The sequence below is a fragment of the Streptomyces sp. WZ.A104 genome (assembly GCF_002382885.1).
Taxonomy (GTDB): Bacteria; Actinomycetota; Actinomycetes; order Streptomycetales; family Streptomycetaceae; genus Streptomyces.
In genome coordinates this window covers 51,544-59,903 of sequence record NZ_NWVL01000051.1, presented here as the reverse complement: position 1 = coordinate 59,903, position 8,360 = coordinate 51,544, and the positions used below count along the sequence as shown (strand labels likewise).

The 8,360-nt window shown below is 72.5% G+C and carries 8 protein-coding genes and 1 pseudogene; 6 read left to right on the top strand and 3 right to left on the bottom strand.

Annotation, left to right across the window (positions count from 1 at the left end; genetic code table 11):
* A pseudogene (locus CIB93_RS25065) lies at positions 1-525 on the bottom strand (DNA helicase RecD); the annotation flags it as partial.
* Positions 522-1,505 (bottom strand): aldo/keto reductase, encoded by a 984-nt coding sequence (locus CIB93_RS25060; protein WP_096630031.1) that lies wholly within the window; start codon positions 1,503-1,505, stop codon positions 522-524. The gene CIB93_RS25060 and the pseudogene CIB93_RS25065, both read right to left, overlap by 4 nt.
* 138 nt (positions 1,506-1,643) lie before the next feature.
* Between CIB93_RS25060 and CIB93_RS25055 the strand changes: the two genes are divergently transcribed.
* Together CIB93_RS25055 and CIB93_RS25050 are read left to right on the top strand one after the other, a co-directional pair.
* A complete protein-coding gene (locus tag CIB93_RS25055; RefSeq protein WP_096630029.1) occupies positions 1,644-2,693 on the top strand; it encodes an LLM class F420-dependent oxidoreductase in 1,050 nt (349 codons plus the stop codon).
* A 231-nt stretch (positions 2,694-2,924) separates the two neighbouring features.
* On the top strand, positions 2,925-3,713 hold the full coding sequence (locus tag CIB93_RS25050) for a hypothetical protein (RefSeq protein WP_096630027.1): 789 nt from the start codon (positions 2,925-2,927) through the stop codon (positions 3,711-3,713).
* 6 nt (positions 3,714-3,719) lie between these two features.
* On the opposite strand, the gene CIB93_RS25045 is transcribed toward CIB93_RS25050, so the two are convergent.
* Positions 3,720-4,712 carry a magnesium and cobalt transport protein CorA gene (locus CIB93_RS25045; RefSeq protein WP_096630026.1) on the bottom strand — a complete coding sequence of 331 codons (993 nt, stop codon included), beginning with the start codon at positions 4,710-4,712 and terminating at the stop codon, positions 3,720-3,722.
* Between the two features lie 55 nt (positions 4,713-4,767).
* Here CIB93_RS25045 and CIB93_RS25040 point away from each other — a divergent pair, with 55 nt between their 5' ends.
* The 4 genes from CIB93_RS25040 (at position 4,768) to mshC (ending at position 8,283) form a co-directional block, all read left to right on the top strand.
* A complete protein-coding gene (locus CIB93_RS25040; protein ID WP_096630024.1) occupies positions 4,768-5,454 on the top strand; it encodes a histidine phosphatase family protein in 687 nt (228 codons plus the stop codon).
* Positions 5,455-5,524: 70 nt separating this feature from the next.
* The gene (locus CIB93_RS25035) at positions 5,525-6,115 is read left to right on the top strand and encodes a DUF3090 domain-containing protein (protein ID WP_096630022.1); all 591 of its coding nucleotides are present in this window, start codon (positions 5,525-5,527) and stop codon (positions 6,113-6,115) included.
* Positions 6,079-6,927 carry an SCO1664 family protein gene (locus CIB93_RS25030; RefSeq protein WP_096630021.1) on the top strand — a complete coding sequence of 283 codons (849 nt, stop codon included), beginning with the start codon at positions 6,079-6,081 and terminating at the stop codon, positions 6,925-6,927. Before CIB93_RS25035 ends, CIB93_RS25030 begins: the two co-directional genes overlap by 37 nt.
* A gap of 126 nt (positions 6,928-7,053) precedes the next feature.
* A complete protein-coding gene (mshC, locus tag CIB93_RS25025; RefSeq protein WP_096630019.1) occupies positions 7,054-8,283 on the top strand; it encodes a cysteine--1-D-myo-inosityl 2-amino-2-deoxy-alpha-D-glucopyranoside ligase in 1,230 nt (409 codons plus the stop codon).
* The last annotated feature ends 77 nt before the right edge of the window (positions 8,284-8,360 follow it).

The window sequence follows — 8,360 nt, the reverse complement described above, 5'->3', positions numbered from 1 at the left end:
GGCCTCGGGCGCCCGGGCCCGGGGTGCCCGCGCGGCGGGCGCCGGGGCGGCACGCCGGGGCGTGGGGGCCGCCTCGCCCGAAGCCACGGCGGCGGAGTCGAAGAACGTGGCCCCCGCCTTCTCGCCGCTCTCCACGGCCCGTACCGCCGCGAGCAGGTCGGCGGCCGTACCGCTCAGCTTCGTGCCGGCGGCGATGGGCCCGGCCTTCTCCGCCTTGCGCTTCTCGATCCGCTCCCGCAGCTCCCGCTGTGCGGCCAGCTCGGCCTGCGCCTCCGAGAGCTCGGCGGCGGCCGCGTCGGCGCTTTCGGCCGCAGGCGCTTCGGCAACGGCGGAGTCGTCGTCGCCGTCCGTGCCGGAGTCGTCCGCCCCGTCCGCCCCGGCTGGCTCGTCCGCCCCGTCCGCCCCGTCCGCCTCGGGCGCTTCGGCGTGCGCGGGGCCCTCGGTGCCGGTGTCCTCCGGAGGCTCGTGGGCCTCCGGTGTGTCCGTGCCGGCGGTGCCGGGGGTCTCCCCGGGAAGCGCAGTCACAGCGTGCTCCAGTCCTGATCGGGATAGCGGTGCACGGGCGCCGACACATCGTCGAGCGCCTGGCAGATCTCGTAGGGAAGACTAAGCGCCTCCACTGACAATGCCTCCGTGAGCTGCCCGGCGTTGCGCGCGCCGACGATCGGGGCGGCCACCCCGGGCCGGTCCCGGACCCAGGCCAGCGCCACCTGGAGCGGGCTCGTCGCCAGGCCGTCCGCCGCCGTCGCCACCGCGTCGGTGATGCGGGCCGCCGCGTCGTCGAGATACGGCTCGACGAACGGGGCGAGCCGCTCGGACGCGCCCCGGGAGTCGGAGGGGGTGCCCTGGCGGTACTTGCCGGTCAGCACCCCGCGACCCAACGGCGAGGACGGCAGCAGACCGATCCCCAGGTCCAGCGCGGCGGGCAGCACCTCGCGCTCGATGCCCCGCTGGAGCAGCGAATACTCCATCTGCGTACTGGCCAGCCGGGTGCGCACCCCGGGCGCGGCGAGCTGCCAGGTGGCGGCCTTGGCCAGCTGCCAGCCGCAGAAGTTCGACACCCCCGCGTAGCGGACCCGGCCGGAGGCGACGGCCAGGTCCACCGCCTGGAGGGTCTCCTCCAGCGGGGTCGCCGGATCGAAGGCGTGGACCTGCCACAGATCCACGTAGTCCGTGCCTAGCCGCTCCAGGGACGCGTCCAGGGCGGCCAGGAGGTGCCCGCGCGAGCCGTTGAAGCGGCGGTAGGGGTCCGGGACGTTGCCCGCCTTCGTGGCGATGACCAGATCCTGGCGGGGGACCAGGCTGCCGACGAGCCGCCCGAGCAGATACTCGGCCTCGCCGCCCCCGTACACATCGGCGGTGTCCACCAGGGTGCCGCCCGCGTCCCAGAAGGCCTTGAGCTGGTCGGCGGCGTCGTGCTCGTCGGTGTCCCGGCCCCAGGTGAGGGTGCCGAGCCCGATCCGGGACACGCGAAGGCCGGTACGGCCGAGATGCCTCTGCTCCATGGGCGCTGAGATTACTGGCCATGGCCCCACCGGGTGGAGGCCTGTGGACAACGGGAGGTCGTGTGGGCCTGCCGGATCGCCGCGACCCGCGCTAGAGTCCGGAGAAAGCGACGTTACTGATCAGTAAGGGGAGCGGCTATGCGGCTCGGCATCAATCTCGGTTACTGGGGCGCGGGCATGGACGGCGACAACCTCGCCGTCGCGCAGGAGGCCGACCGGCTCGGCTACGACGTCTGCTGGGCGGCCGAGGCCTACGGCTCCGACGCGCCGACCGTGCTGACCTGGGTCGCGGCCCAGACCGAGTCCATCGACGTCGGCTCCGCGATCATGCAGATCCCGGCCCGCCAGCCCACCATGACGGCGATGACGGCCGCCACCCTCGACTCGCTGTCCGGCGGCCGCTTCCGGCTCGGCCTCGGCGTCTCGGGCCCGCAGGTCTCCGAGGGCTGGTACGGCGTGAAGTTCGACAAGCCGCTGGCCCGCACCCGCGAGTACGTGGAGATCGTCCGCAAGGCGATGACCCGCGAGCGCGTGTCGTACGAGGGCGCGCACTGGACGCTGCCGCTGCCCGACGGCCCGGGCAAGCCGATCAAGCTCACCGTGCACCCGCAGCGCGAGCACATCCCGCTCTACATCGCCGCGATCGGCCCCAAGAACCTGGAGCAGACCGGGGAGATCGCCGACGGCGCCCTGCTGATCTTCCCCTCCGCCGAGCACCTGGAGGAGACCGCGATCCAACCGCTGCGCGCGGGCCGGGAGAGGGCCGGGAAGACCATGGAGGGCTTCGACGTCTCCCCGACGCTGCCGCTCGCCGTCGGCGACGACGTGAACGGCCTCGCCGACATGTTCCGCCCCTACACCGCCCTGTACGTCGGCGGCATGGGCAGCCGGAAGCAGAACTTCTACAACCAGCTCGCCCAGCGCATGGGGTACGAGAAGGAGGCCGCCGAGATCCAGGACAAGTACCTGGGCGGGGACAAGGCCGGGGCCGCCGCCGCCGTACCGCACCAGCTGATCGACCAGACCGCGCTGCTCGGCCCCGTCGAGCGGATCGCCGAGCGGATGCAGGCCTACGCCGCCGCCGGGGTCACCACACTCAACCTCGCCCCGGCCGGATTCACGCTGGAGGAGCGGATCACCGCCCTGCGCGCGGGCACCGACGCCCTGGAGCGCTCCGGACTCGTCTGAGTCCGAACTGCCTGAACACAGCACTACGGCCGTGGTGGGGGCTCGGGGGTCTTCCCCGCCACGGCCGTCACCCGGAACAACGCGCCCCACGCCCAGGAGTTACGGCGGCCCGGTGGTCGCCGTCCGCCACTGCTCCGGTTGCCGACCGGCCTGCGGCGCATTTGACTCTCTCTGCGGAACGTTGCTCCGCGGACTCGCGGTCCGCGGGCATCCGGTACGGAGGTGGCCGCCATGCTCTCAGCGAAAAGCCTGTTCCAGGAGATCCTCGACGACGACGAGGCCTATCGGCTCTTCTGCTCCATCGCCGCCAGCGGGGAGTCCCAGGGCGGCTGGGAGAACGCCCGCATCGCCGCCCTCGTCCCCGAGGACCGCCGTGAACTGGCTCCCAGGATCGTCCGGCACGGCGCCGACGAGGACAAACACGGCCGGATCTTCAACGCCCTCCTCAAGAAGCGCGGCCTCCCGCCGGTCCAGGTCCCCCCGGAGGCCGACTACACGATGCTCCTGGAACAGCAGGGGATCGGGCTCGCCCACTCCCGGCTGCGTGGCGAGGAGCGCCTCACCGAGCGCGACATCATCACCTATCTGGCCCACAGCCGGATCACCGAGCAGCGCGCCTCCGAACAGATGCGGCTGCTGCGCCGGCACTTCGCCGACCACCCCGACATCGGCCGCGCGGTGAAGATGATCTCCAACGACGAGGACAACCACCTCGCCTACTGCCACGAGGAACTGCTGTCGCTCGCGCGCGAAGGACACGGCCGGACCATTCAGCGGACCATGCGCGAGTGCGCCCTGGCCGAGATCCGCGTCTACCGCGACGTCAGCCTCGCCGTGATGGCCCGCATGGGGCGCGTCCTCGGCTGGTCCCGCCCCAGGGCGGCCCTGCTCGCCGCGGGCATCCACGCGATGTACGCGTACGAACGCGTCGTCGGCTGGCGGCGCATGGTGACCCTGGAGATGCCGGAGCGCCGCAACGCTCTCGGCAGCACCGCCGTGCCCGAGCGCGAGTACGCGTGATGCGCCTCAGAGCCAGCCGCGCCGCTTGAACAGCCGGTGCAGCCCGTACACCGCGACGCCCATCAGGGCGACCACCACCGGGTACGTCCACGTCCAGTGCAGCTCCGGCATGTGGTCGAAGTTCATGCCGTAGACGCCCGCCACCATCGTCGGGACGGCGGCCATCGCCGCCCAGGCGGAGATCTTGCGCATGTCGTCGTTCTGCCGCACACCCATCTGCGCCAGATGCGCCGACAGGATGTCCGAGAGCAGCCGGTCCAGCCCCTCCGCCTGCTCGTTGGCGCGCGTGAGGTGGTCGGCCACGTCCCGGAAGAACGGCTGCGCGTGCTCGTGGACGAACGGCACGCCCGCACCCGAGAGCCGGGCCATCGGCGCCGTCAGCGGGCCCGCCGCCCGGCGGAACTCCAGCACCTGCCGCTTGAAGGTGTAGATCCGGGCCGCGGTGTTCTTCGAGTCGCCGCCGCTCGGCGCGAAGACCCGCGCCTCCAGCTCCTCCAGGTCGACCTGGAGCTCCCCGGCCACCTCCATGTAGCGGTCCACGACCGCGTCGCTCACCGCGTACAGCACGGCCGTCGGACCGTGCTTCAGCACCTCCGGCTCGGCCTCCAGCCGTTGGCGTACGGCCGCCAGCGGGGCGCTCTCGCCGTGCCTGACGGTCACCACGAACGAGTCCCCTATGAACACCATCAGCTCGTCGGCGCTGACGGTGTCGCTCGCGGGCTCGTAGACGATCGGCTTGAGGACCGCGAACAGCGAGTCGTCGTACACCTCCAGCTTGGGCCGCTGGTGCGCGCGCAACGCGTCCTCCACCGCCAGCGGGTGCAGCCCGAACTCATGGCGTACGAGACCGAACTCCCGCTCCGTCGGCTCGTGCAGCCCGATCCACAGGAACGCATCCCGCGAGCCCCGGGCCTCAGCCAGGGCCCCGGAGAAATCCTCGGGCCGTTCGGTGCGGCGCCCGTCCCGGTAGATGGCACAGTCCACGATCACGGCGGGCATTCTTCCCCCTGACCGGCCCCCGCGCACCTTCCGCCACCCCTCTACGCTGGCGAGTATGCCCACGCTGATCCTCGTACGCCACGGACGCTCCACCGCCAACACCGCCGGAGTGCTCGCGGGCCGCACCCCCGGTGTCCACCTCGACGAACGCGGTGCCGGACAGGCCGCTGCCCTGCCCGCGCGGCTGGCTGCCCTGAGCCCGGTCCTCGCCGTCAGCAGCCCCCTGGAACGCTGCCGGGAAACCCTCCAGCCGCTGCTGGAGGCCCGCCCCGGCCTCCCCCTGCACACCGAGGACCGCATCAGCGAGTGCGACTACGGCCACTGGTCGGGACGGAAGCTGGCCGAACTGGCCGACGAGCCGCTGATGTCCGTCGTCCAGCAGCACCCCTCCGCCGCCGCCTTCCCCGGCGGCGAGTCCATGCGTGCCATGCAGGCCCGCGCCGTCGACGCCGTACGCGACTGGAACGCCCGGGTCGAGGCGGAGCACGGCGAGGACGCCACGTACGTCATGTGCTCGCACGGCGACATCATCAAGAGCCTCGTCGCCGACGCCCTGGGCATGCACCTGGACCTCTTCCAGCGCGTCCAGGTCGACCCCTGCTCGGTCACCGCGATCCGCTACACCCGGCTGCGCCCCTTCCTCCTGCGGCTCGGCGACACCGGCGGCCTCGCCTCCCTCGCCCCCCACGAACGCCCCGTCGGCGCGGACGCGGCGGTCGGGGGCGGCGCGGGCGCGCCGTGATCGCTTGGGGCAGTAGGGTGGACGCGCCGTAGCGCCGCCCCAACCACCACCGATCTCAAGGGAGCAGGACGTGTCCCGTCAGGTGTTCCTCTACGACCCGCCGGACCGATTCGTGGCCGGTACGGTCGGGTTGCCTGGCCGCCGTACGTTTTTCCTGCAGGCGTCCTCCCAGGGCCGGGTCACCAGCGTGGCCCTGGAGAAGACCCAGGTCGCCGCGCTCGCCGAGCGGATCGACGAGCTGCTCGACGAGGTCGTGCGCCGCACCGGGGGCAATTCCCCGGTCCCCGCCGTGGCCCCCGCCGACATCACCGACACCGCGCCCCTCGACGTGCCGGTCGAGGAGGAGTTCCGGGTCGGTACCATGGCCCTGGCCTGGGACGGCGAGGAACAGCGCATGATCGTCGAGGCACAGGCCCTCGTCGAGCTGGACGCCGACTCCGAGGACGACCTCGCGGAGGCCGAGGAGAAGCTCCTCCAGGACGAGGAGAACGGCCCGCCGATGCTCCGCGTCCGGCTCAGCGGCGCCCAGGCCCGCGCGTTCGCCAAGCGCGCCCTGGACGTCGTCAACGCCGGCCGCCCGCCGTGCCCGCTGTGCAGCCTGCCGCTGGATCCGGAAGGACACGTATGCCCGCGCCAGAACGGATACCGTCGCGGAGCCTGACCGACACCGACCTGCTCACCCTGCTCACCGAAGGCACGCTCACCGTGCTCGGGCAGGTCGGCGGGGCGTCGAACGCGGTGCTGCACTGCACGGTCGCGTACGAGGGCGAGGAGCGCACCTGCGCCTACAAGCCGGTCGCGGGGGAGCAGCCGCTGTGGGACTTCCCCGACGGGACGCTCGCCCAGCGCGAGGTCGCCGCGTACGAGATCTCCCGGGCCACCGGCTGGGACCTGGTGCCGCCCACCGTGCTGCGGGAGGGGCCGTACGGCGAGGGCATGTGCCAACTCTGGATCGACGCGCCCGGGCCCACCGAGTCCGACGACGGTGGGCCGCCGCTGCTGGCACTGGTCGAGGGCGAGGAGCCGGGCGACGGCTGGAAGGCCGTGGGCTTCGCGGACGTGGGGGAGGGGAGGACCGCGCTGCTGGTGCACGCGGACGACCCCCGGCTGCGGCGGCTCGCGGTGCTGGACGCGGTGATCAACAACGGTGACCGCAAGGGCGGCCACCTGCTGTCGGCGCCCGGCGGGCGGCTGTACGGCATCGACCACGGGGTCACCTTCAACGTGGACGACAAGCTGCGCACCCTGCTGTGGGGCTGGGCGGGCGAGCCGCTGACCGACGAGGCGCTGCGGGTGCTGGGCCTGCTCGCCACGGATCTGGCTCCGGGGTCCGCCCTGGCCACCCGAATGGCGCAACTCATCACGCGGGCCGAGCTGGAGGCCCTGCGGGAGCGGGTCGCGGGGCTGGTCAGGAGCGCGGTGCACCCGCAGCCCAGCGGCCAGTGGCCGCCGATCCCGTGGCCGCCGGTCTAGGACCTGTCTGACAATTCCCGTCAGACAGGCACTAGCGGGCCCCAGGGCTTCGCACAAGGGGGCTTCTTCGGACAGGTTTCCGGATCCGGTTCGTATCCGGAAGCATCGTCCGGTTACGCTCATGACATGCATGCCTGGCCCGCTTCTGAGGTCCCCGCCCTGCCCGGCAAGGGCCGCGACCTTCGGATCCACGACACCGCGACCGGCGGACGGATCACCCTTGACCCCGGTCCCGTCGCCCGCATCTACGTCTGCGGCATCACGCCGTACGACGCGACCCACATGGGTCATGCGGCGACCTACAACGCGTTCGACCTCGTTCAGCGCGTGTGGCTCGACACCAAGCGGCAGGTTCACTACGTCCAGAACGTGACCGACGTGGACGATCCGCTGCTGGAGAGGGCCGTGCGCGACGGTCAGGACTGGACCGAACTCGCGGAGCGCGAGACGGCGCTCTTCCGCGAGGACATGACGGCCCTGCGGATGCTGCCCCCTCGGCACTACATCGGCGCGGTCGAGGCGATACCGGGCATCGTGCCCCTCGTCGAACGCCTGAGGGACGCGGGCGCCGCCTACGACCTCGACGGCGACGTCTACTTCTCCGTCGACACCGACCCGCACTTCGGCGAGGTCTCCGGTCTCGATGCCGAGGCGATGCGGCTGCTTTCGGCCGAACGCGGCGGCGACCCGGAGCGCCCCGGCAAGAAGAACCCCCTCGACCCGATGCTCTGGATGGCCGCCCGCCCGGGCGAGCCGAGCTGGGACGGGGCCTCGCTCGGCGCGGGCCGCCCCGGCTGGCACATCGAGTGCGTCGCCATCGCGCTCGACCATCTCGGCATGGGCTTCGACGTTCAGGGCGGCGGCTCCGACCTCGCCTTCCCGCACCACGAGATGGGCGCCTCCCACGCCCATGCGCTGACCGGCGAGCACCCGTTCGCCAAGGCGTACGTCCACGCGGGCATGGTCGGCCTGCACGGCGAGAAGATGTCCAAGTCGCGCGGGAACCTGGTCTTCGTCTCGGCGCTGCGTCGCGAGGGCGTGGACCCGGCGGCCATCCGGCTGTCGCTGCTCTCGCACCACTACCGCTCCGACTGGGAGTGGACCGACCAGGTGCTGGCCGACGCCGTCGAGCGCCTCGCGCGCTGGCGGGCCGCCGTCTCACGCCCCGACGGGCCGTCCGCCGACGCGCTGGTCGAGGAGGTTCGCGCGGCCCTGGCCGACGATCTGGACAGCCCCGCGGCGCTCGCCGCGGTGGACCGCTGGGCCGCGCTCCAGGGCGCGGAGGGCGGCACGGACGAGGGTGCGCCCGGCCTCGTGTCGCGTACGGTCGACGCCCTGCTGGGGGTCGCGCTGTAGGGGCGTGAACGCTCCCCCGACTGCCTGGACCGGTCTCGGACTTCTCTACGAAGTTCGGGGCCGGTTCCCTTTTGTCC

Bases quoted from the DNA above. Each gene is read 5' to 3' on its own strand.
- CIB93_RS25060 (WP_096630031.1), bottom strand. From the start codon at position 1,505: ATGGAGCAGAGGCATCTCGGCCGTACCGGCCTTCGCGTGTCCCGGATC.
- CIB93_RS25055 (WP_096630029.1), top strand. From the start codon at position 1,644: ATGCGGCTCGGCATCAATCTCGGTTACTGGGGCGCGGGCATGGACGGC.
- CIB93_RS25050 (WP_096630027.1), top strand. From the start codon at position 2,925: ATGCTCTCAGCGAAAAGCCTGTTCCAGGAGATCCTCGACGACGACGAG.
- CIB93_RS25045 (WP_096630026.1), bottom strand. From the start codon at position 4,712: ATGCCCGCCGTGATCGTGGACTGTGCCATCTACCGGGACGGGCGCCGC.
- CIB93_RS25040 (WP_096630024.1), top strand. From the start codon at position 4,768: ATGCCCACGCTGATCCTCGTACGCCACGGACGCTCCACCGCCAACACC.
- CIB93_RS25030 (WP_096630021.1), top strand. From the start codon at position 6,079: ATGCCCGCGCCAGAACGGATACCGTCGCGGAGCCTGACCGACACCGAC.
- mshC (WP_096630019.1), top strand. From the start codon at position 7,054: ATGCATGCCTGGCCCGCTTCTGAGGTCCCCGCCCTGCCCGGCAAGGGC.